We start from the raw sequence: 21,155 nt of genomic DNA, 5'->3' as shown, positions 1-21,155 counted from the left end.
TATATTACAATATCAAATTTGTAGCTATGAAAATATTAGGACTGGACCTTGGCACCAACTCTATTGGTTGGTCAGTGATTGATGATACCGCAAAACGGATACTTGGAGCCGGTGCACACATTTTCCCGGTAGGCGTTAACGTAGATGCCAAAAGCAAAGCAGAAACCTCTAAAAACGCAAAACGGGGAGAATATCGCCAAAAAAGGCGACAACTGTTTCGTCGGAAATTCAGGAATAACCTGTTGCAAAAAGCGTTGAAGCAGGCAGACTTAATGCCCGCCACACTTGAAGAGAACGATCCTTTCTGGCAGGGCTGCCCTTATCAGTTACGCAAAAAGGCTTTATCTGAACCACTATCTTCACATGAGCTTGGGCGCATAATATTTCACCTGAACCAGCGCCGGGGATTTAAGAGCAATCGCAAATCCGGTAGTAACGAAGAAGGCGCGCTCTACAAAGGTGGAAATGGTAAAGCCGGCATTGATGGCACATTGGAAGAATGGCAGCAAGGTGGCTTTAAAACCTTCGGTTCTTATCTAGCTTCGCTGGACCCGCATGTGCAACGCCTGCGCAACCGATATACCTTGCGCAGCTGGTTTGAGCAGGAAATGGAGGAGATCTGGCACGTGCAGCAACAGTATCACCCGCATACACTCACTCCTGAACTGAAACAGCAGCTAACTTCACCAGACTTCGGCATCATGTTTTTTCAGCGGCCACTTAAATCGCAGAAGCACCTGGTTGGTAAGTGTACCCTGGAGCCGCAGAAACCGCGCGTACCTATCAGTCACCCGGATTTTGAGGAGTTCAGGATGTGGCAGATCATCAACAACCTGCAGGTGGCTGGACCTGGCAGGTTTAACGAGCAGCTGGACGATGAAGAGAAAACCAAACTTGTAGAGCTGTTCTACACCAAAGACAAAAATAAACCTACCGATATCCGCAAAAAACTAAAACTGACGGAGGATTATACTTTTAATTATGAAGAGGGTGAACAGTTTACGGGTAATGAAACAAGTATAAAACTCTCAAAGCTGTTTGGCAAAGCCGCCTGGGATACCTTGCCCGACGAAGACAAAACCTTGCGTACTTCCAAAACAGATGAGAAAAGCATCACCAAGCTTGATGTGTGGCATACCTTATTCTTTGCACAAGACTCTGACTGGCTTAAAAAGTACGCCACTGGCAAATGGGGATTTGATGAAAAGCAGCTGGAAAAACTTGCAAAAACTCACTTGAAGGAAGGTTACGGCAGCCTGAGCCTGAAGGCTATCCGCAAGATGCTGCCTTTCTTACGCAATGGTAAAAGATACGATGAAGCTGCAAAGCTTGCCGGCTATCACCACAGCCAGATCAGCGAGTATAAAACCGGGCTAGAGAAGCTGGAAGACCCGAAAAACCTACGCAACCCTATTGTGCAGCAGGCGCTGCTCGAGATACGCACGCTGGTAAACCAACTGCTGCCACAGTATGGCAAGTTTGATATTATTCGGGTGGAGCTCGCCCGAGACCTGAAAGTGTCGGCTACTAAACGTGCTGATATCAGAATTGATCAATTAAAAAACAGAGCACGTAACGAACGCTACTATCAGGAACTGATCAAACAAGGAGTCCATCGCCCTGGCAAAAATGATATAGACAAATACCAACTTTGGGAAGAGTGCAATAAAATTTGCCCATACACTGGTAAAGCCATTAGCTTCAGCGAGCTCTTCGAATACGGCCGTTTTGATATTGAGCACATACTGCCATACAGCCGCACACTGGACGATAGCATCGCTAACAAGACATTATGCGAAAAAGAGTTTAACATTAAAAAAGGTAACAAAACTCCTTTTGAGTGCATGAGTGGCGATACTGCCAATTATCTCCTGGTGCTGGAGCGTGTCCAGAAAAATATGCCGCGCAAACTTAACAGGTTTAAGCAGGAAAAGATTGAGGAAGACTTTGCACAGAAACAGCTTAATGACACGAGATATATAAGTAAGGAGGCGAAAGCTTACCTGAAAAGTATCTGCGACCGCGTAGATGTAGCCACAGGTACAACCACAGCACCACTTCGCCATTACTGGGGCTTAAACTCAATACTTAACCAGGATAAAAACAAGAAAACCCGGGACGACCACCGCCACCATGCCGTGGATGCACTGGTAGTTGCACTTACAACACCACGCATGTTGCAGGAGTTGAGCCGCTGGAACAGCCTGGATCGCTCTCCTGAAATGCATAATTTTGAACTTCCCTGGGATACCTTTTACCGTGACGCCAGGGCAGCGATTGAGAACATACTGGTATCCCAGAAAAAGAACAGCAAAACTGTTACATCCTGGAACAGGAAAGTAAAAGGAAAGGACGGAAAACTATCGACACAGCGCCAAGTTTCTGCACGAGGACAACTGCACAAGGAAACTGTTTACGGTAAACGGCAGGATCTGGCGGGACAGGAATTCTATGCTGTTCGCAAAAGCCTCGAAACCCTGACACCTGCCATGATCAGTAAGATCGTGGACCCGTCAGTACGGGGAATAGTAAAGGAAAGGCTGCGCAGCTTTGGCGTGAATCCGGATGCCAAGAAATTCGAGATTCCAAAATCAGCCTTCACCGAGCCACTTTATATGCCCAACATAAAAGGTAAAAGCGGTCGGCAGAACCCGATAAAAAAAGTACGTATTCGGGAGAACTCTTCTGGAATGGTTAAGCTGAAAAAGAACCTGAACCAATGGGTAGAGCCAGGCAGTAATCACCATGTAGCCATTTACCAGGACGAGCAGGGCAAATTACACGAGCGTGTTGTAACTTTTTACGAATCCGTAGAACGCAAAAAACAAGGTATACCCGTCGTTCAACCCACTACTGCAGAAGGGTATAAGTTGGTGCAGACCTTACAGATAAATGACATGTTCCTGCTCGGCCTTGCTGATGAAGAAGTGAACTGGAACGATAGTAACCTGCATCAGCTGCTAAACTCATATCTCTATCGGGTACAGAAGCTGTCTATGGGTGATTACAATTTTAGAATACATAAGGCTTCTACTATTGAATACGATTCGGAAGGAATCAGAATCAGAAGCATGAAAGCTTGGGAACAAGCAACTCCGATCAAAGTTAAAATAACGCCAACCGGCCAACTAATAAAACTATAGCCGATGCTGAAACGAACCATATACTTAGGCTCTCCACTGGATTTAAACATCCGGCTGGAGCAGCTGGTATTGGTAAACCGTGAAACCGGCGAGCTTAACAAAGTACCCATTGAAGATGTAGGTGTGGTGGTGCTGGATCACCCGGAACTGATCTACTCGCAGGCCGTGATGCAGAAGCTTTTGGCTAATAACACTGCAGTAATTTACTGCGATGAAAAGCACCACCCCACCGGCCTATTATTGCCGCTGTGTGGGCACTCGGTACAGAACGAACGTTTCCGGCAGCAACTGTCGGCCAAGAAGCCTTTGCAAAAACAACTCTGGCAGCAAACGGTGCAGGCCAAGATCCGGAACCAGGCACTTATGCTCCGCTACCATAAATTGCCGCACGAGCCACTACTCCGGTTTTGGAAAGAGGTGCGTAGCGGCGACAGCACGAACCTGGAGGCCCGGGCAGCCAGGCACTATTGGCAGCATGTGTTCTCGCCCCTGCCCTTTCGCCGCGACCGCTTCGGCGAAGCGCCGAATAACCTGCTTAACTATGGTTATGCCATACTCAGGGCAGCCGTGGCAAGAGCGCTGGTAAGTTCAGGCTTATTGCCTACCATAGGCATACACCACCACAATCGCTACAATGCCTATTGCCTTGCCGACGATGTAATGGAACCTTACCGCCCTGTAGTTGATAGTGCCGTGAAAAAGCTATTTGGGCTGCACCCCGACTGCAGCGAACTTACCAAGCCCATGAAATCAGCCTTATTACAAACGCTTACACACGATGTGCGCATAAATGGCGAAACCAGCCCCTTATTGGTCGGCCTTAATAAAACCACAACCTCACTGGTAGCGTGCTTTGCCGGCGAAAGAGATGAGATCGCTTACCCTGAACTATGCAAAACAGACTAAACGCTTACCGCAGCATGTGGCTATTCGTATTTTTTGACCTCCCCACCGAAACCAAACAGGACCGCCGTGAATACACGCAGTTCCGAAAAAGGCTGCAAAAAGATGGCTTTACTATGATGCAGTACTCGGTATATACGCGCCACTGCGCTAGCCGCGAGAGCGCAGATGTACATGTAAGCAGGGTAAAGCAGATGTTACCGCCCAAAGGCTTAGTTACTATTGCCCAGTTCACAGATAAGCAGTACGGCCGCATAATAAATTTATGGGGTAATGGCAGAAAAGCTGTTACCCCGGCCCCAAAGCAACTCGAAATGTTCTAATGCAAAAAGCCCTGCCGGAATGTCAGTTCGGCAGGGCTTTTTGCATTTAAAAGTATAAAACCCTTGGTAATACATTAGGTATAAGAAGCATTTTTATACGCAAAAAAAACCTTGTAATCACCTGTAAATAAACAGCTTACGAAGTTCTCTATTTTATACTTTAATTCTCTGAAATCAAATCACAACTGCCGCTTGGGTCTCCGTAAAAATACAGACATTTTATACTTTAATTCTCTGAAATCAAATCACAACTGTTATCCTGGCATCGTACTTACGCCGTAGATTTTATACTTTAATTCTCTGAAATCAAATCACAACTTTGGCAAGGGTGGTTTGTTCGGTACTGGCATTTTATACTTTAATTCTCTGAAATCAAATCACAACTGGATATAGGTTGCATACTGGTTATTGGTAATTTTATACTTTAATTCTCTGAAATCAAATCACAACCTCCAGAAAGTGGGTATACTTCACCTTGGAATTTTATACTTTAATTCTCTGAAATCAAATCACAACTTGGAGAGCTGCACTTTCTGCGCCTCCACCATTTTATACTTTAATTCTCTGAAATCAAATCACAACGGTAGGAGGTCAGGGCATTGCGCACCGCCTATTTTATACTTTAATTCTCTGAAATCAAATCACAACCGACACCAAGAACAACAAACTGTGGGCGCAATTTTATACTTTAATTCTCTGAAATCAAATCACAACGATGGAGGCATTTGTTTAAGCTCCTTTTTGATTTTATACTTTAATTCTCTGAAATCAAATCACAACCAGTGAAAAATACTCCTGTGCGAAAGTCTGATTTTATACTTTAATTCTCTGAAATCAAATCACAACGATGTACCCTTTTATCAGGACTTTGCAGAATTTTATACTTTAATTCTCTGAAATCAAATCACAACTGAAAACACAGAAGGCGCAAGAACTTCTTCATTTTATACTTTAATTCTCTGAAATCAAATCACAACAGTTAATCCGGAAAGTAAACGAGACTCCCAATTTTATACTTTAATTCTCTGAAATCAAATCACAACCGTGAAGAGGGAGTCTGCAATATAGGTCAGATTTTATACTTTAATTCTCTGAAATCAAATCACAACTATGACTCTTTCATTCACATTGACTGCCGTATTTTATACTTTAATTCTCTGAAATCAAATCACAACATGGAAAAGACAGAAACAACACACAAGCTGATTTTATACTTTAATTCTCTGAAATCAAATCACAACCCTGAAGCGTTCACTTTCTTCTGCACGTTCATTTTATACTTTAATTCTCTGAAATCAGATTTAGACTTATTTATTACAAGAAGCAAAGAGCGTATTCATTTCTTGAATAAAGATAATTGAAATTGTTTAATATTAAAGTTCTTCTCCCGGATAGAACATCTGCCTATAACTTCGTCTTAATATTCAAACTGCCTCAAATTTTACCAGTATTCACTGTACCAGCCAGGTTTTTCTAATCCTAAACAACACCAAACCCGTCTGCTTCTTACCTCCTGCCTCCTTTAACCAAATAACTTCCTTGGAGGCCTTAACCAAACCCCCGGCCTTTTTCGTTAAAAGCACTAGTACTATTTAAAAGCTGGAGGATTTATGAGCACCCTACCTGTTAACTGGCTAACCGAAGGGCTTATTGACTTTGAATACAAAAAATACTTGCTGCTGGCCTATCTTCAAACTGCTAAAACTGAGTTTGGTCAGAAGCGCCTGTACCCTGTTTTTTCTGACCTGATCGTGCATTACCGTAACCTGCAACAGGTAAAAGAGCACAAAAAGCTAGTATATGAGCAGTTTCCGCAACGCATCAGCCGCGCCGACTTCGAGAAGCTGGAACTAGTGTATGAAAAGATCGTGGAAGACGACGAAACCATGCAGCAAATAGAGGAGATCATACAATATGCATCCCCTTTGTTCGGTGAGGTTCTGGAAGAAGGGAAAGAGCTTTATGATTTTGTGGAACGACACCTGGAGATCAGTTCCGTAGGCATTACCCCCATCTACCACAACGAAGGCTACCTGTTCCTGGAAGCATATCCGGGTAAAGAAACCCAGGTCTATCTGTTCCGCATCACCGTTTTTGAAAATACCTATGAGAAGTATAGGGGTATAAACACACAGCTGTTGCAAACAGTACGTCGTGGGTTGGCCCAGACGCATGAAACCCTGAAAGTACAACTCGTAAAAGAGCGACAGGAGCTTCCAAATCCTGCCACATTTGCTGTTATATCAAAAGTGCCGGTTCCACTTGAAAACTCGCTCTTGCCAATTGCCAAACGCACTTTGGTAAAGTTTGTCGCTGGCCTGGCTGCATAATGTAGCGTTCAGCTGCAACCCAGACAGATTGTGCCTTACAACTTAATAAGGATGCCCGCAAAGGTGCAAAGAAGCAGTTAACAGAGGTTATTTATACCAGTTCGAGAGAGTAGGTAATTTCTGCTGTTTTGTACAACACCATAGCCACCGAGCAGTATTTATCCAGTGATAACTTAATAGCTTTATGCACTTTATCTTCATCTAGTGGGCCACCTAATATAAAATGCACGTTGATGGTTCCGAATAAAGAGCACTCTCCTACTTTTACACGATCAGCCGTAACCTTGATATCGAATGTGTCAATTTGCTGGCGCTGCTTTTTCAGTATCTGTATCACATCAATGGCACTGCAGCCACCAAGGCCCATTAATAGCATTTCCATCGGACGTGCGCCGGCATTATGTCCGCCAATTTCCGGAGCCCCATCCAGGTGCAGCCCGACACCTGCCGAACCTGTTGCCACAAAATGATAATCCTGATCTACGCGGGTTAAGTTAATTTCCATATTACAATTTTTCCCGAAAGTATAAAGTATAGTAATAGCATTCAAATTTATCCCTTTTGCTCCTCTTCCGACAAAAGCCCAAAGTTTAACGATTAACTACTCATCGTACACATAGGCCTTTTCATATAGAAATGAGTTGCATTGGTATATTCCGTTTTAGTAGCTCAGAAAAGCACCTTTATTTTACAATGTAAAGCAGCAAAATAGCTGCTAAAAATTAAAAAATGAACAAAAGCCCACAAACGAAATACGAAACAAATTTTCCTGCGAAAACTATGAAGAAGCATTTACTATTACTACTGCTGGGGCTAAGTACTGCTCCGGTGTTTGCTCAGGGGCCGTCTGCGCAGCAGGCCAGACCGCAGCAGCAACAGGCAGCATCTATTCCGGGCACAGCCATTCCGAAGGGCAATGGCAAAATTAGCGGTACCGTGCTGGATGCCACTACCAAACAACCCATCGAGTTTGCCACAGTGGCACTGATCAGTACCGTAACCGGCAAACCGATAGATGGAACGATGGTTGATGCCAAAGGGCATTTTACTATTCAAAAAGTAGCCGCAGGTAAGTATAACCTGAATGTGTCTTTCCTTGGTTACCAGTTACAGACCATAGAAAACGTAACAGTAGCCTCAGATAATGCTGAAGTAAATGTAGGCACTGTGTCCCTGGCATCTGATGCAAAGAAACTGGGCGAAGTAGTGATCACAGGTGAGAAACCTTTGGTTGAAGAGAAGATCGACCGCACTGTTTACAATGCGGAGAAAGATATTACTAATACTGGCGGAAACGCTGCTGATGTACTGCAGAAAGTACCTTCGCTGAGTGTTGACACAGATGGAAACGTGCAGCTGCGAGGTAGCTCCAATGTACGCGTACTGATTAATAACAAGCCTTCGTCTATCATGGCAGGCAATGTTGCTGACGCGCTAAAGCAACTTCCGGCAGACATGATCAAATCCGTAGAAGTGATCACAAGCCCATCCGCAAAGTATGATGCCGAGGGCACAGCGGGTATCATCAATATCATCACTAAAAAAGACAGTGGTTTAGAAGGTGTGAACGGGTCAGTAAGTGCTACGGCAGGTACCCGTGCCAGCAACGGCAATGCCAGCCTGAACGTGCGCCGCGGCAAGCTGGGCATCAATGCTAATGCCAGCACCTTTCAGTTCTATAACCACGGCGACATGACCAATGTCACGACCTTTAACCAGCCGGAAGAAAACAGGATGGTGCGTGCGCAGTCAGGTGAAACCAAAATACGCGGCGGTTTTATGAACGGGCTGATTGGCTTTGACTACGAGATCTCTGCCAAAAACAGTATTTCAGGAAGTATACGCCGTAATGGTGGCGAGTTTAAGATGAATAATGACCAGCACCAGCTTTTAACCATTGGCGGCACTGAGCAAAATGCCCAGTCATACTTTACTGATATCGAGAACAGGAACCAGCGACAGGGAACAGATCTTAACCTTGATTTCCTGCATACATTCGGTAAACCAGGCCGTGAGCTTGCTGTGCTGTCGCAGTACTCAACAACGGATACCGACACCCGCAACTACCAGGACCGTTTTTACAAGGGAGAATCTCCGTTTTACAAGCAGCGTAACCAGAACGACGGCGGGAATGACGAATTAACCTTCCAGGTAGATTATGTACATCCATTTGAGAATAAAACAAACCTGGAGATAGGCGCAAAAACCATTTTCAGGGATGTGAACAGCGATGGCTTCTACCGCGACATTTTTTCTGCCGGATCAGAAGTAAATAGTAGCCTTACTTTTGATTATGCGCAGGATGTGTATGCCTCTTACTTAACGTATGGTTTTGCTATCAAGAAAAAGCTGAACGTGAAACTTGGCACCCGATTCGAACAAACAGAGATCGAAGGTGAATTTAAAAGGTTACGCGAAGACGGTGCTTATGAAAGCGCCAACTACAAAGAGGATTACAATAACCTGATCCCAAGTGTAGCTTTGTCTTATACTCTAAAAGACAAACATACTTTAAAAGCCAACTTTACACAGCGAATCCAGCGTCCGTCACTTTTTTACCTGAACCCATTTGACCAGGAGCAGGCGCCGGGAACAGTAGTACGCGGTAACCCATACCTGGATGCTGAACTAACAAACCTTTTCGAGTTTGGGTACAGCACGTATTTCAAGACCTCTTCTATCAGCGCGACACTTTACATGCGCCAGACAGACAATGCCATTGAAACTGTACCGGGCATCGAGGGCAACACTACCGTGATCACGTTCGCAAACGTTGCTCAAAACAAAACTTACGGCACAAGCCTTTATGGCTCTATTAAGCCGGTAAAAGCGTGGACCATCGGTGGTAGCTCCAACATCTATTTCGTTGACCTGAAGAGCAACAAGTATGAGAACAGCGGCTGGATGTACAACATCAACGCCAACTCTTCTTACAGCTTCGGAAAAGGTATCAGTGCCCAGTTTAACGGCGGATTTAACTCACGCCGTGTGCAGCTGCAGGGTAACTCTGCCTCTTTCTCTTACCATAATCTGGCCTTTAAGAAAGAACTGTTCGAAGGCAAAGGCGGCATCAGCCTGGGCCTTGACAACCCTTTCCGTAAGAGTATGAAAATGGAGAACGAAGTGAAAGCTATCGACTATTCGCAGCGAATCCTTATCAACAACTACAACCGTGGCGCTCGTGTAACCTTCGACTACCGCTTTGGCAAAATGGACAAGTCCAAGCCTCGCAAACCGAAGAGAAGCATTCGTAACGACGATGCGAAACAGGGTGAAGGAAACGGCGTGCAGTAAAATTATTACTACTACCTATTTATCTACTACCAATGACAAAGCCCCTCTAACCGGAGGGGCTTTTGTTTTTTTTGCCTTATTCGTTTTCTATCGCTGTAGCTGGTAATAAGCGTTAAATAATGTTATTACCGCATCACCATGTCCCTGTTCATACCTCTCCAACAAGGCATCAATGACAAGGGCATCAGAAGAGTCGCGCCACTCAAGATATCTTATGTTACAGACTGGGGCTGTAACAGTATATCTTGCCAGCCGGACAACCGTATCGAGTTTTTCAACTTTGGTGAAAAGGGAGGGTTGGTAATTGGCGTCGTACGCAACGCACTCATCTTTCAGATATAAAGCGCATACCAGGCTACTTTTGTCTTCGCTGTAGAACACATAAGCAGAAAAATCATACTTCTTAAGCTCTATACCACAGATCAGGTTAAATGCTGTTCGGGCAAGGCATCGATGAGGAGGAGTTAGGATAGGTTTCGCCATATTCCGCTATACGAAATATCCTAATTTTAGGGGGAATAATTTAAATAAATTACAAAGGCCTTTAACTTATTTAAATTACCTGCTAAGAATCAGGCGCTATACCCATTTTTTGAGTAATGCCACCAGTTCATTTTGTGTAAAAGGTTTACACAAATGATCATTCATGCCGGCCTCTATACTTTTAGCAATATCATCTTTGTAGGCATTGGCTGAAAACGCAATGATCGGGCTATTCATTTTTGATCTCCTGAGTAGATCTGTTGCTTCTAATCCATCCATTCCAGGCATCTGTACGTCCATAAATATCAGATCGTAGGGGCTTGCCAACGCTAACCGTACAGCCTCCTCCCCACTGTTAGCAGTGGTTACGTTCGCTCCCAGGTTTTCGAGCACATCCTGCATCAGCAACACATTAATCGCGTTATCATCAACAATCAGGACCCGTGCTTCCTGACGCAATACAAACCCTGGGTCGGAGTTATCACTTTCTGGTTCGGCAGTTTTATTCAGCACATAGTTAAGCTCAACACTAAACCAAAAGACTGACCCTGTTTGCTGTCCTGCTATCGGGCTTTGGATCCCTATCTCGCCATGCATCAGGTTAACCAGCTTTTTGCAAATAGCCAAACCCAGGCCAAAGCCTCCATACTTTCGTGTCATTGATTGGTCTGACTGCGTGAAAGAATCAAAGATCATGGCCTGTTTTTCCTCCGGAATACCAATGCCAGTATCTGTTACAGAAAACTTAAGCGCAACTGATTGTTCTGCTTCATCTAAAGCGATTAATTCGCTATGTATCGAAATGCTTCCTTTCTCCGTGAATTTAATCGAGTTACTGATCAGGTTAACCAGCACCTGCGTAACACGAGTCGGGTCACCTACTACAACACGAGGTACGGCTTCATCAAACGTATAGGTAAACGCCACGCCTTTGCCTGCGGCCAGGTACCTGTATGGCTCCAGGTGTGAGGCCAGGGTTTCACGTATGTCAAACGGGAAAGCTTCTATGGCTATCTTGTCCTGCTCTATGCGGTGCAGATCCAGTATATCGCTTAGAAGTTTGGTAAGGTTTGCGCCAGAAGTTTTGATCAGGTTTACATACTGCGCCTGTGTTTCGTTTAAAGCAGTCTCGCGCAAGAGGTTTGTAAAGCCCATGATCCCGTTAAGGGGTGTTCTTATCTCATGGCTCATGCTGGACAGGAAACTACTTTTTGCCTCATTCGCTGTTTCAGCTTTCTCCTTGGCATCCTTCAGCTCCTGCTCTTTCTGCTTCAGCTCAGTAATATCTTTGGCAACAATCAGAATGCCGTCTTTTGTCTGGGTGCTGTTTCTGAGGTAAGACAGTGAGCAGGACGTAGGGATTGTTGTGCTTCCATTTGATTTTAGGCACAACTCTACGTTCAGGCATTTCCCCTGCTTCTCAAATTTCGTCAGGATTTCCGGTAGCCCGGGGTTATCTGTCTGATCAAACAATTCAGAAAGGGGCATACCTACCAGGTCAGCTTCTTTAAATCCGGTGATCTCTTCAAAAGCTTCATTTACATTCCTGATAGTATAATCCGTGTTCAGGATCAACAGCATATCAACCACACCCTGGTAAATGCTCTGCATAAAGTCCCGTGAAACGGTGGAGCTCTTAAGCTCCTGACCAAGCATATTTATACCAGCAATAATCGCATCCAACTCATCACCGGTCTCGGACACGTCGAGTTGGTGGTCGAAGTTACCATTAGCTACTTCGGCAATTAATGTTATTATTTCCTCTATTCTTTCTTTAAGAACTTTCACTTACTCTTGTTTAGTCTTATTGATAAGCAGAATGCCACTAATCTCTTTCTACTGCAAACGTATTTTCTATCAGTTCCATCGCAAAGTTATCCTTGGCCTGGTAGTAACCCACTTTCGGGTACAACACAGCTCCAATCCTTTTCTTCTCAATGGTAGCCGAAATCCCGAAATTCACTTTGGTGCAACCCAGCTCATTTGCCCTTTTCACTACCTGGAAAAGCGTCTGACGATAAACGCCATACTCCATCAGGTATTCGTAATCCATCCCTATCAGCATTGGGCTATACACTTTGTCGCTGTTTATGTGGCAGAAGCATACTCCCACCGGTTTTCTGTTGATCGAGAACTCCTCTTTTATATACAGCACAATAAACTCCCACGCCTCACTTTCATTTATCTGCTTGAAGAGCTTCTCCGGGAAGAGGAATGAGTTAATGGCGAAGTTGTTGTTCTTCACATTTCTGAACAGCTTTATTGCGTGTTCAAGTTCATCCTCTGCTAAACTGCTTTTAACTTCTATGTTATAAAAGTGGCGATTCCTTTTGATTTTCTGCACATAATGGCGCCTGTTTTTCTGTGAAAGTGAGCTCACATACTCCTCTTCGGATTGCCCTTTCAGGTTTTCGACCACACATGATTCAGGCATATCGATCTTCACAAAGCCCTGATCAACCATAAACTCATGCATTTCCTGGTCATCGGCACAGAAATCGCGCAGCAGAATGTTATTCACCTGCTCCCTTTCCTGCTCCTTGAAAAGTTCATCCAACAGAAGTTTAAAAGCCTGTTTCCAGGCAACGTTTTCCTTGTTGAGGTACAAATGTTCTCCTTCGGTAAAGAGCGTACCCATAATAATGCCTTTAGAGGTCAGGTAATAAGGGTTATGCTCCCGCTCTTTCTCAATAGCTTTTGAGATCGAAACCTGTGAGAACATATCTTCCTTATGAAGGGCAACCACTGTGAACGTAAGCAGGACGGTTTTACCGTCAGTATCTTTCACTTCGAAGTACCTGAACTTCCAGTTATTTTCCTGCTGCTCATTATCACTAAAAGACTCTTCAAGGAACTTCATACCATCCCAGTCATACATTGCTTTATGACCGAGCAGGTTGTTCCAATCAGCCTTATTTATATTGTCAATGGAAGTATAAACATTCAGCGAAAGCCTGCTATCTGCTTCAGGTTGCGCTACAGGATGAACAACTTCAGGAGCAGGCATTTTAAAGGCTTTCCTGATCTTATCATTTGTCTGATTGGTGGCCTCCAGTGCTGCGCTGAAATTAAACATCAGCTTTTGAACCAACAACGCTATATCTTCAAATGAATTGTTCCGGGAGATCGTGATTCTTATACCGATATTTTTTGCCGGTACCGCCGGAAAAGTAGCCAGGTTAACATAAATGCCATCATTTAACAGCGCCTGCACCAGGTAATTACCCATGTCCATGGTGCCTGTACCGATAAAGAAGATCGGACTGTTATTTTCGTGTACCAGGGGCAGGTCAGTATTCTTGAGCAGGGCATTAAAATAGGCGATCTTCTCCTGCAGCTCATTTTGATAACTAACGATCTCCTCACTCCTGTGTATCCTGGCCGAGGCCAGTGCTGCACCCAGTGTTGCGGGTTCAATCTGAACAGAAAATGTGAGAGGTCCTCCAAAGTTGTTGACCTTGTTATACCACTCTTCGTTCGGGAACAGCGACAGTCCGCCACATGCACCAAAACCTTTGCCCAGGTTAGCTGTCAGCACCATCTTACGGTACAGGCCTTCCTCCATCTGGCTCATTACATAACCTGTTCCGTTTTTGCCAGCCCAGCTCATACCATGCGCATCATCTACATACAGATACAGCTGCTCATACTTTTCGGCCAAGGCAATCATCTCCTTAATAGGCGCATAGTCACCATACATAGAGTAAACACCGTCGGCCATGTACCAGATGCGATCGAACTTATTACGCTGCTTCTTGATCCGGTCTTCAAGCATTTCCAGGTTATTGTGCCGGATCATTTCTACAGCAACACCCTGGCTGAGCATCTTTTTTACGGCCTCCTGAATACTGGCATGGGCCTGGTGGTCCAGTATAACCAGGTCTGTCTGCCGGATGATGCTCGGAATAGTCGTTAAGTGGGCAAGTGTACAGTTTTTGGAGATAACAACCGGGGCCTGGTACATCTCCTGTATCATTTCTTCCAGCTCACGGTAAAGCGGATTAGAAATATACGTGCGCGACATCGGAAATTGGGTGCCAAAACGCTCAATGGCATCAATGGCACCACGTTTCACCTCTGGGTGATGCTCCAGCCCTAAATAACCGCAGGTGCCAAAATGTAATACTTTCTGACCATTCAGCGTGAGCGACTGACCGTCTAACGCCTGATCCTCTGCATGAAGGTGAATGATACCCTTCTTTTTAGATACCGCGAGTACAGAATCAACCGTATCTAAAATGTTATTATGTCTGATTTTTGCCACTTATTTTTGCTATAATTGTATGACTAATGCTGTCTAACACCGATCTCAAAGAATATATTCAATTAATGAAAGATTTTAATCCGGAAGGTAAATTCGAAGTAAAGGAAACACCTTATATTAAGATGTTTGTGAAAGATGGCATACTTCACTTTTATTATAAAGAGATAGAAAACATGGATCTGGACATGGCCAAAGCCTGTGTTAAAGACCGAAAAGAGTTTACCAATAATAAATCATATCCTTGTCTGGTGGACGTAGTAATGCTTAAGAATTCCACGAAAGAGGCACGTGATTATTTTGCAGATGAAGGCAATGAAGGTATCAAGGCGAATGCCATTCTCGTTTCTTCTTCCGCTGTTAAAATGATGACTAACTTTTATATCATGGTTAATAAGCCTAAAAATCCAACCCGCATGTTTACCGACAAAGATAGTGCCCTGGAATGGCTTGCCCAATACAAGGATTAGTTCTTTTATATAATTCCTGGTAAAGCGCTACCCTTCATTAATTTCTTTCATATTTTCAACCAGCAGCCTTCCAAACCATGCTATTCAGCCTTTGCACGTAGCTTTTCCAGACACAAAGTATAAACACCACCTGCCAGTACAACAACGGAGACGTCTGGACTCTTTCTATCAATAATCATAATACTCACCTTCTCATAATCTGCCTGCTTACTTTTTGAGCAAAAGCATACGTTGCCTGTAAGTTCTACCTTCAGATCTGTTGACCATTTTTTGCCACGTGCAATTTCAGGGATGTATGCTTTAGTACAAATCTGCATCAGATCCGTAAGAGTAGTATAGATTTATCAATCATTTTAGTATAAGTAACTATGAAAGAGTCAGAATATAGAGCAAGAGGTAATTGGAACGAACTGAAGGGGAAAATAAAACAGCAGTACGGCGATCTTACCGATAACGACCTCACTTACCAGGAAGGCAAGGAGGATGAATGGCTGGGCAAACTTCAACAGAAAACCGGCAAAGCGAAAGGCGATCTCAAAAAGTGGATTGATTCTTTGTAATTCGATAAACCCATAAAAAAATCCCCATAGCAGGTTTAAATCTGTTATGGGGATTTTTTTATTCTATAGCCAAATGCTTGACTATCAACGTGGGCCCAGCTGGAATCGAACCAGCCACCTACTGATTATGAGTCAGTTGCTCTAACCGAATGAGCTATAGGCCCGTTCCCTACTTAGGAATGTGCTTCCTTTGAATTGGGAGTGCAATTTTACATATTTGCATTCAATATATCAAATACTCATCTATTATTTTTTTTCTTCGTGGACCTTACACCAATCAAAAACATAATATTCGACCTCGGCGGCGTCATCATAAACATTGATTATCAGAAAAGTGTGAAAGAACTTCAGAAACTTTGCAAAGAAAATTGCCAGGTTGAGTTCAGTCAAAAAGAACAGTCGCACTTATTCGACTTATATGAAACCGGCAACAGCTCATCTGAAGAATTCCGGAATGACCTTCGTAAAGCGTATCAGATTGAGGCGACTGATGAAGAAATTGACGCAGCCTGGAATGCCATGTTACTCGACATCCCTCAGGAGCGTATTGACCTGTTACGGGCTCTTGGCAAAAAATATCGCATCTTCCTGCTTAGCAATACCAACGCTATACACCTGAAGCGTTTTAACGAGATCGTGGAGCACAGTTTCACCATTCCAAGCCTTGATTCTTTGTTTGAGGAGGCTTACTACTCTCACCTGGTGGGCAAACGCAAACCAGATTCAGACATTTTTGAGCTAATATTAAACCAACATGATCTGAATAAAGAAGAAACGCTCTTTATCGATGACAGTATTCAGCACATTAAAAGTGCGAATGAAATTGGCATTAAAACACTGCACCTGCAGGCACCACTCACAATTAACGAGGTTTTTCAGGATGAGGCAGTTTAGCCGGCAACAGACGTATGGGCTGCACCTGCTTCTTTTCTGTATTACGCTACTAACTACAACCATTGCGGGCACCGAGTGGACTTTTGGAAAGCTGTTCTTTTTAGGGAGGGAAGGCTTCTCCTGGGCAGGCACTATTTCCTGGGCTGAGTTTACGGCAGGCTTATACTTTTCGCTGCCCTTTTTGGGAGTACTTACGGTGCATGAGTTTGGCCACTATTTTACGGCTAAGCATTACCGCACCAACGTTACCCTGCCTTATTATATCCCGCTTTGGTTTGGGGTTACTGCCTCCATTGGCACAATGGGTGCTTTTATTCGGATCAAAAGTCCGATCATATCACGGCAACAGTTTTTTGATATTGGCATTGCAGGTCCTTTAGCTGGTTTTATAGTTGCTATACCCCTGCTCTTTTACGGGTTTACCCATTTGCCGCAACCGGAGTATATCTTCACCATACACCCCGAATACAAGCAATATGGCCTGGATTATGCCCAGCATGTTTACCAGGACGGGTTTGGAAACCTTGCCTTAGGCAAGAACATGCTATTCATGCTTTTTGAGCGATTTGTGGCTGACCCTGCCCTCTTGCCCAACCAGTACGAGATGATGCATTACCCGCTTCTATTTGCAGGTTATCTGGCTCTGTTCTTTACGGCTCTCAACCTGCTCCCGATCGGGCAACTGGATGGAGGCCATGTGTTGTACGGTTTGTTGGGGTACAAACGTTTTAACCGTCTTTCACCCGTCTTTTTCAGCTTGTTTATACTTTATGCGGGCTTAGGTGTGATATCTCCTTACAGTAAGCCAGTCTGGACAGAAGAGCTGCTTGTGGTATTTGCCCCATTTGCGTATTGGGCCTTCTGGAAACTATTGGATAACCGGCGTAACGGTATGGCAGCTGCAATGGCTATGTTGCTGCTTCAATACGCTTTTGCTGCCGTATTCCCGACCTTGGAGGCCTATATCTGGCTATGGCCCTTTTACCTGTTGTACCTAGTTTTTGTGCTACAACCTGTAACCCCAAAGTTAAAGTTAAGCCTGCTTTTAGCTGCGACTATACTTGTACTGCAGGTACTGATCAGCATTTTTTTCCCGGCTGCCGATGGGTATAGCGGTTGGCTGCTGTTTGGATTATTACTTTCCAGGGTAATGGGCATTTTCCATCCGTCCTGCGTGGTCGAAGCCCCGCTTACACCAGCACGCAGGGTACTTGGCATACTTGCCTTCGTAATTTTTTTACTCTGCTTCAGCCCCTCACCCTTTATTGTTAATTAAAAAAAGCAGCCATCCTGTATAGGATGGCTGCTTTTTGGTGTACATCATAACTCCGGGTTATGATGTTAGCCCTGATAAGCCATAATACCGCCAAGCAGGTTACGGACATTGCTAAAGCCCTGCTGCTGCAGAAATGCCTTTGCTGTAGCAGAACGTGCTCCTGAACGGCACTGAACGATTACTTCCTTGTCCTTCAGGTCTTCCAGTTCATCAAGTTGCGTTGGTAACACACCTAAAGGGATATTTTTTGCGCCTGCAATGTTGGCTTCTTGGTACTCCCAGTCTTCACGTACGTCTATAATAACGGGTGTTTCTCCGTTGTTAAGGCGTTGCTTCAGCTCCTCTACAGTTATATCTGATGATGTGATCATAGTTTAGTAAGTAATTAATTTTTTAGTTATCAATGCTTTTCTAGTTTGAATACGCAAAGTATAAAGTCCGGGTGCCAGTTTGTCAAGGACCAGAGGCTCATTGGCTTTGCTATATGTATGGTGATAAACCTCACGGCCTGTTACATTATATATACGAAGATTTTCATACTCACCCTCTATAAATACTCTGCCAAGTGCCGGATTCGGGTATACCTTGATCCTGGCTGCCTCCAGCTCCTCCTCTACTCCAAGTGCCTCCCCTGCCATGACAGGCCGCATCATTACGGCTCCTGCAAGTTGTGTATCTTCTTTCCAGTTATCTAATGCCGTAAACAGGAAACGCCTGCCGGTAGCATTTTCATTCCGGTCAAAACCCACATTCACAAATAGATTACCGGGTTGCTGCCAGCCAATATAAAATTTACCGGAAACAGGTACAAGCTTTGACAACTGCACTTCATAAAAGGCATTAAGAGAGTCGCTGTATTTTATCTGGAAATTCTGCTGGAACAACACCTTGCCAGGAACACCTCCTTCATCATCCCAAACTTTAAAGGTCAGCGAGGTACCTGAAAGGTCATTGCGCATTCTCGGGAAATAAACCCTAAAAGCCTCTACCTGGTCAGGTTTATTCAGGTCGTAACGCTGCGCCACTTGTGTAGCCGATGAACCAATGAAGCTATAACCGGCCTCTGCTGAGCCATCGTCGTAAGCAAAGTAATCCGAGAATACTGTTTTGCGCTGTGTACTGTCGTTTGCCCGTTGCTGCAGGTCCAACTCTTTGGTGTTTAGCAGGACACCATGTACTAAAACAAACTGGTCTTTGGGCAAAACAAGATTGTTGAGGGTAGGCGTACCTGTTACCGGAAATTGCCTGGCACCTGCGGGGATCAGCGCCTGGTTACGCAGGAAAGTGTCGGCAGCAGTTTCATTTAACTTTTTAATGTAACCTCGCCAGCTAATTGCCCCTGGCAAACCGCCTAAGTTATTTACCGTTGTGATTACTTCATCAGCCAGTTCTTGTTCAGGGCTTTGCAGAAACTGGTTGGCAGGCATGGCCGTGTAGTGCTTCAGGAGCTTACTTACGCCCTCACTTATTGCAATATCGCGGGTAGTATTCTGCCCTTTGCGGCGGTTTTTATCCAGTACCACATAATCTACGTTCCAGATATCTGCCATGCCGTTCCGCTGCCCTATATTGCGAAACCTGAACTGAAAATTATCATGAAAGAATTTTGCCTGTTTTATACCAACAAACACCTGTTTAAATGAGGTTGTATCGCCTAAACCCGGCTGCCGCCATACTTGCTCCCAGTTTCCGGTAGCATCCTTAAACTCCACTACCAGGCCTACCAGGTCGGCTGCTGACCTGTCTGGCACATCTCCTAAACCACCTGACTGCCAGTAAAAACTTAGATAAACAGAATCTGCGGGGCTTAACCCTCCAAGTAAAATCGGCTGAGAGCTTAAGGTGTCGGAAGGGCCGGCCCCCACGGAACCTGGCGCATACGGGAAACCCCTGGAATTAAGGCCATCGAATGTGGCCACATTTTTTGTGATCGGATCAAACGCAAAGCGGTAACTGATAAACACACCGCCACTTATCCACTTAGCAGGATCAGGTACAGTAGCTGCTGCAGCAAAATCATCAAAAAAAGGCAGGGGAAGTGCGCTGCTTGTCTGTCGCAGCGCCACATTTTCTTTCAAAAGCTGACGCTGCTCCTGCTGCAGGGGGGTTAACACAGCCTGTGCCATTGCACCCGCACCCGCAAAAAGTATAACCACGATAAGCGTCAGCGTTTTTTTCATGTTGTTGAATTACCTCGTTTGCGGTTTACAAAGCTAATTTATTTAAAGCACTCTGTTTACTTAACTCATATGCGACCTGCAGAAGCCGGATAGATTACCTCATAAATTACCAACCTCCTGCCTTTGACTATAACCTATAACGAAAGCGCCCACCATTTCTGGTAGGCGCCCTCCTAAAATAAATACTTTTAATCAATCGCCTGGATTGGCTCTTCACCAGCTACCCAAAGGTCAACAAATTCTCCAACACGAATCTTAGCGCCTACTTCGGCAAAAGGGCGTTGTTTTAACACGGTGCCAGCTGGCTCGCTGCTACCCTGTACATATAAAATGTTTCCGATCTGGAGCCCCTGGCCAACCAGCAATACAGATGCTTCATCCACTGGCATGCCCACTACTTCAGGCACTTCAAATTCGGTATTGCCTAATCCGTTACCTACATGCAGGTCTACTACGGAGCCCTTCGGTATTAGATTTCCTGGCTTTATTTCTTTGCCGCCTACATACTGCTTCAGAACGGCATTCTCCTGCAGGTCTGGCACGTAGGTAATTTTACCCCGTTTCAGGTCATAGCTTTTTAAGATAAGCTCCGCATTTTTCACAGATCCGTCTATCAGGTTTGGCATCTTGATCATTGGCGGGTTCTTCATGTTCACGGAGATGTAGATCTTACGGTTCTCCTTCACTTTAGCACCCGGCGCCGGGTCTTGCGTCAGTATCTGAAAAGGCTTCTGGTCTGGCTTATACGTTGAGTCGTTGATAAAATAACGCAGGTTCTGATCCTCCAGTAGTTCCTCTGCATCAGCCAGCTGCATCCCTTCTATCCGCGGCACAGATATGGTTTCGCCATGGTTTGTGGTGGAAGGCAGGTAAACATAAAAGAAGCCGATAACTAAAACAGCTATAATAACTGCCATTACGGCCAGATGCTTTAGAACATCTACAAATGAATTTGCTTTAAACATGGGTGTTTTTGATAAGATAAAAGTATCAAAAAATGACGGCAGGCTTCCTCCCTCCATTTTTATACTTCACTCT

The 21,155-nt window shown here is 44.6% G+C and carries 17 protein-coding genes, 1 tRNA gene and 1 CRISPR repeat array; of the genes, 9 read left to right on the top strand and 9 right to left on the bottom strand.

The window, feature by feature from the left end; translation table 11 throughout:
• The first annotated feature begins 26 nt into the window (after positions 1-26).
• The 4 genes from cas9 (at position 27) to ACSX1A_RS02440 (ending at position 6,699) form a co-directional block, all read left to right on the top strand.
• Positions 27-3,143 carry a type II CRISPR RNA-guided endonuclease Cas9 gene (gene cas9 / locus ACSX1A_RS02455; protein WP_439882024.1) on the top strand — a complete coding sequence of 1,039 codons (3,117 nt, stop codon included), beginning with the start codon at positions 27-29 and terminating at the stop codon, positions 3,141-3,143.
• Positions 3,144-3,146: 3 nt separating this feature from the next.
• The gene (gene cas1, locus ACSX1A_RS02450) at positions 3,147-4,049 is read left to right on the top strand and encodes a type II CRISPR-associated endonuclease Cas1 (RefSeq protein ID WP_439882023.1); all 903 of its coding nucleotides are present in this window, start codon (positions 3,147-3,149) and stop codon (positions 4,047-4,049) included.
• The gene (cas2, locus tag ACSX1A_RS02445; protein ID WP_439882022.1) at positions 4,034-4,369 is read left to right on the top strand and encodes a CRISPR-associated endonuclease Cas2; all 336 of its coding nucleotides are present in this window, start codon (positions 4,034-4,036) and stop codon (positions 4,367-4,369) included. The genes cas1 and cas2 overlap by 16 nt, the downstream gene beginning before the upstream one ends.
• A 150-nt stretch (positions 4,370-4,519) precedes the next feature.
• Positions 4,520-5,676: a CRISPR direct-repeat array (repeat unit 36 nt; unit sequence ATTTTATACTTTAATTCTCTGAAATCAAATCACAAC).
• 303 nt (positions 5,677-5,979) lie between these two features.
• The gene (locus ACSX1A_RS02440) at positions 5,980-6,699 is read left to right on the top strand and encodes a hypothetical protein (RefSeq protein WP_439882021.1); all 720 of its coding nucleotides are present in this window, start codon (positions 5,980-5,982) and stop codon (positions 6,697-6,699) included.
• A gap of 91 nt (positions 6,700-6,790) precedes the next feature.
• On the opposite strand, the gene ACSX1A_RS02435 is transcribed toward ACSX1A_RS02440, so the two are convergent.
• The gene (locus ACSX1A_RS02435) at positions 6,791-7,204 is read right to left on the bottom strand and encodes an OsmC family protein (RefSeq protein WP_439882020.1); all 414 of its coding nucleotides are present in this window, start codon (positions 7,202-7,204) and stop codon (positions 6,791-6,793) included.
• A gap of 275 nt (positions 7,205-7,479) precedes the next feature.
• Here ACSX1A_RS02435 and ACSX1A_RS02430 point away from each other — a divergent pair, with 275 nt between their 5' ends.
• Positions 7,480-9,993 (top strand): TonB-dependent receptor domain-containing protein, encoded by a 2,514-nt coding sequence (locus ACSX1A_RS02430; RefSeq protein WP_439882019.1) that lies wholly within the window; start codon positions 7,480-7,482, stop codon positions 9,991-9,993.
• Positions 9,994-10,080: 87 nt separating this feature from the next.
• On the opposite strand, the gene ACSX1A_RS02425 is transcribed toward ACSX1A_RS02430, so the two are convergent.
• From ACSX1A_RS02425 to ACSX1A_RS02415, 3 genes are all read right to left on the bottom strand, one after another.
• On the bottom strand, positions 10,081-10,476 hold the full coding sequence (locus ACSX1A_RS02425) for a hypothetical protein (RefSeq protein WP_439882018.1): 396 nt from the start codon (positions 10,474-10,476) through the stop codon (positions 10,081-10,083).
• A 96-nt stretch (positions 10,477-10,572) separates the two neighbouring features.
• Complete coding sequence (locus ACSX1A_RS02420; RefSeq protein ID WP_439882017.1) at positions 10,573-12,264, bottom strand: response regulator; 1,692 nt, start codon at positions 12,262-12,264, stop codon at positions 10,573-10,575.
• 37 nt (positions 12,265-12,301) lie between these two features.
• Positions 12,302-14,740, bottom strand: a complete 2,439-nt coding sequence (locus tag ACSX1A_RS02415) for a GNAT family N-acetyltransferase (RefSeq protein WP_439882016.1) — start codon at positions 14,738-14,740, stop codon at positions 12,302-12,304.
• A gap of 65 nt (positions 14,741-14,805) precedes the next feature.
• Here ACSX1A_RS02415 and ACSX1A_RS02410 point away from each other — a divergent pair, with 65 nt between their 5' ends.
• Positions 14,806-15,207, top strand: a complete 402-nt coding sequence (locus ACSX1A_RS02410; RefSeq protein ID WP_439882015.1) for a DUF7793 family protein — start codon at positions 14,806-14,808, stop codon at positions 15,205-15,207.
• Positions 15,208-15,287: 80 nt separating this feature from the next.
• Here ACSX1A_RS02410 and ACSX1A_RS02405 read toward each other — a convergent pair whose 3' ends face one another.
• Complete coding sequence (locus ACSX1A_RS02405; protein WP_439882014.1) at positions 15,288-15,524, bottom strand: hypothetical protein; 237 nt, start codon at positions 15,522-15,524, stop codon at positions 15,288-15,290.
• A gap of 51 nt (positions 15,525-15,575) precedes the next feature.
• Here ACSX1A_RS02405 and ACSX1A_RS02400 point away from each other — a divergent pair, with 51 nt between their 5' ends.
• On the top strand, positions 15,576-15,767 hold the full coding sequence (locus tag ACSX1A_RS02400; protein WP_439882013.1) for a CsbD family protein: 192 nt from the start codon (positions 15,576-15,578) through the stop codon (positions 15,765-15,767).
• Positions 15,768-15,857: 90 nt separating this feature from the next.
• On the opposite strand, the gene ACSX1A_RS02395 is transcribed toward ACSX1A_RS02400, so the two are convergent.
• Positions 15,858-15,931: transfer RNA gene (locus ACSX1A_RS02395), tRNA-Ile, on the bottom strand.
• A gap of 97 nt (positions 15,932-16,028) precedes the next feature.
• Between ACSX1A_RS02395 and ACSX1A_RS02390 the strand changes: the two genes are divergently transcribed.
• Together ACSX1A_RS02390 and ACSX1A_RS02385 are read left to right on the top strand one after the other, a co-directional pair.
• Positions 16,029-16,661 carry an HAD family hydrolase gene (locus tag ACSX1A_RS02390; protein ID WP_439882012.1) on the top strand — a complete coding sequence of 211 codons (633 nt, stop codon included), beginning with the start codon at positions 16,029-16,031 and terminating at the stop codon, positions 16,659-16,661.
• Complete coding sequence (locus ACSX1A_RS02385) at positions 16,648-17,937, top strand: site-2 protease family protein (protein ID WP_439882011.1); 1,290 nt, start codon at positions 16,648-16,650, stop codon at positions 17,935-17,937. Before ACSX1A_RS02390 ends, ACSX1A_RS02385 begins: the two co-directional genes overlap by 14 nt.
• 65 nt (positions 17,938-18,002) lie before the next feature.
• Here the strand turns inward: ACSX1A_RS02385 and ACSX1A_RS02380 are convergent, their stop codons facing one another.
• The 3 genes from ACSX1A_RS02380 to ACSX1A_RS02370 form a co-directional block, all read right to left on the bottom strand.
• Positions 18,003-18,308, bottom strand: a complete 306-nt coding sequence (locus tag ACSX1A_RS02380; RefSeq protein ID WP_439882010.1) for a rhodanese-like domain-containing protein — start codon at positions 18,306-18,308, stop codon at positions 18,003-18,005.
• A gap of 3 nt (positions 18,309-18,311) precedes the next feature.
• Positions 18,312-20,117 (bottom strand): T9SS type A sorting domain-containing protein, encoded by a 1,806-nt coding sequence (locus tag ACSX1A_RS02375; RefSeq protein ID WP_439882009.1) that lies wholly within the window; start codon positions 20,115-20,117, stop codon positions 18,312-18,314.
• Between the two features lie 188 nt (positions 20,118-20,305).
• Complete coding sequence (locus tag ACSX1A_RS02370; RefSeq protein WP_439882008.1) at positions 20,306-21,082, bottom strand: PASTA domain-containing protein; 777 nt, start codon at positions 21,080-21,082, stop codon at positions 20,306-20,308.
• Positions 21,083-21,155 lie beyond the last annotated feature (73 nt).

The organism is Pontibacter sp. MBLB2868, assembly GCF_051904785.1.
GTDB lineage: Bacteria > Bacteroidota > Bacteroidia > Cytophagales > Hymenobacteraceae > Pontibacter.
The sequence above is the reverse complement of the archived record's forward strand: the minus strand, read 5'-3'. Positions and strand labels throughout refer to the sequence as shown.

Bases quoted from the DNA above. Each gene is read 5' to 3' on its own strand.
- ACSX1A_RS02370 (WP_439882008.1), bottom strand. From the start codon at position 21,082: ATGTTTAAAGCAAATTCATTTGTAGATGTTCTAAAGCATCTGGCCGTA.
- ACSX1A_RS02440 (WP_439882021.1), top strand. From the start codon at position 5,980: ATGAGCACCCTACCTGTTAACTGGCTAACCGAAGGGCTTATTGACTTT.
- ACSX1A_RS02425 (WP_439882018.1), bottom strand. From the start codon at position 10,476: ATGGCGAAACCTATCCTAACTCCTCCTCATCGATGCCTTGCCCGAACA.
- ACSX1A_RS02435 (WP_439882020.1), bottom strand. From the start codon at position 7,204: ATGGAAATTAACTTAACCCGCGTAGATCAGGATTATCATTTTGTGGCA.
- ACSX1A_RS02430 (WP_439882019.1), top strand. From the start codon at position 7,480: ATGAAGAAGCATTTACTATTACTACTGCTGGGGCTAAGTACTGCTCCG.
- ACSX1A_RS02375 (WP_439882009.1), bottom strand. From the start codon at position 20,117: ATGAAAAAAACGCTGACGCTTATCGTGGTTATACTTTTTGCGGGTGCG.
- ACSX1A_RS02405 (WP_439882014.1), bottom strand. From the start codon at position 15,524: ATGCAGATTTGTACTAAAGCATACATCCCTGAAATTGCACGTGGCAAA.
- ACSX1A_RS02400 (WP_439882013.1), top strand. From the start codon at position 15,576: ATGAAAGAGTCAGAATATAGAGCAAGAGGTAATTGGAACGAACTGAAG.
- cas9 (WP_439882024.1), top strand. From the start codon at position 27: ATGAAAATATTAGGACTGGACCTTGGCACCAACTCTATTGGTTGGTCA.
- ACSX1A_RS02385 (WP_439882011.1), top strand. From the start codon at position 16,648: ATGAGGCAGTTTAGCCGGCAACAGACGTATGGGCTGCACCTGCTTCTT.
- ACSX1A_RS02380 (WP_439882010.1), bottom strand. From the start codon at position 18,308: ATGATCACATCATCAGATATAACTGTAGAGGAGCTGAAGCAACGCCTT.
- cas2 (WP_439882022.1), top strand. From the start codon at position 4,034: ATGCAAAACAGACTAAACGCTTACCGCAGCATGTGGCTATTCGTATTT.
- cas1 (WP_439882023.1), top strand. From the start codon at position 3,147: ATGCTGAAACGAACCATATACTTAGGCTCTCCACTGGATTTAAACATC.
- ACSX1A_RS02410 (WP_439882015.1), top strand. From the start codon at position 14,806: ATGAAAGATTTTAATCCGGAAGGTAAATTCGAAGTAAAGGAAACACCT.